Here is a 950-nt window from a genome sequence, read left to right as displayed (position 1 = left end):
ACACCCCCCACCGGGGTCCGCTGGTACTGGCAGGGCAAGAATTCCAATGGTAGCAGTACAAGTTTGGGTTATGGCAGTTCCTTTACCGTAAATCAGGGTAGTGGTACCTATTACATTCGGGCCAGAAGCACTAATTCAGGGACATGGAGTCCCGCTTCAGCTTCGGTCTATGTGGGTATTGTGAGTTTTTTACCCGGCTCTATTGGCAGTAACCAGACCATATGTTATTCGGGGGATCCAGCAACCCTGTCCAACAGCGCATCAGCTTCAGGAGGTAGTGGTGGCTATAGCTATCAATGGCAATATTCATCCAATGGCAGTAGCGGTTGGGCCAATATCAGTGGAGCTACTTCCAGCAGTTATAATCCGCCTTCAGGGCTCACCAGCTCAAGATGGTACCGAAGACGTGTGATCTCCTGTAACCAGACCAAATACACCGACCCGGTCAAGGTCACGGTACGTCCCCAACTCCTGGTGGGTAGTATCGGTGGTTCCAAAACAATCTGTTATGGCAGTAACGCAGGCACTTTGAGCAACGCCAGCAGCCCCAGTGGTGGCAATGGGAGCTATACGTACCTGTGGCAGTATTCGGCTAACGGCAGTAGCGGTTGGACCAATATCAGCGGTTCTACCCTGGCAAGCTATACCCCGCCGGCAGGCCTGACCGCCTCACGCTGGTACCGCAGAGGGGTCACCTCCTGTGGGCAGACCAAACATTCCAGCCCGGTCAAGGTCACCGTTCACCAGAGTCTCTCCTTACCGACTGGTTCTACCAGCTTTACCCGATGTGGCGATGGTACCCTTACCCTTTCACAGACCCTGGCCACCGGAGCCAATACCCTAAGGTGGTATGCCGCCTCCAGCGGAGGAAGCTACCTCCACCAGGGCAGCAGTTACACCACCCCGAGCCTAAGCAATAATACCACCTATTATGTGTCCAGTTACAACAG

1 protein-coding gene is annotated in these 950 nt (G+C 54.1%); it reads left to right on the top strand.

Features of this window, described 5'->3' with window-relative positions:
* Window positions 1-950: immunoglobulin domain-containing protein (locus tag GTQ38_RS20860; RefSeq protein WP_394350975.1), on the top strand; the 950-nt coding region annotated here is incomplete at both ends.

This window comes from Poritiphilus flavus (assembly GCF_009901585.1).
Lineage (GTDB): Bacteria > Bacteroidota > Bacteroidia > Flavobacteriales > Flavobacteriaceae > Poritiphilus > Poritiphilus flavus.
This window is presented reverse-complemented; position numbering and strand designations above follow the sequence as displayed.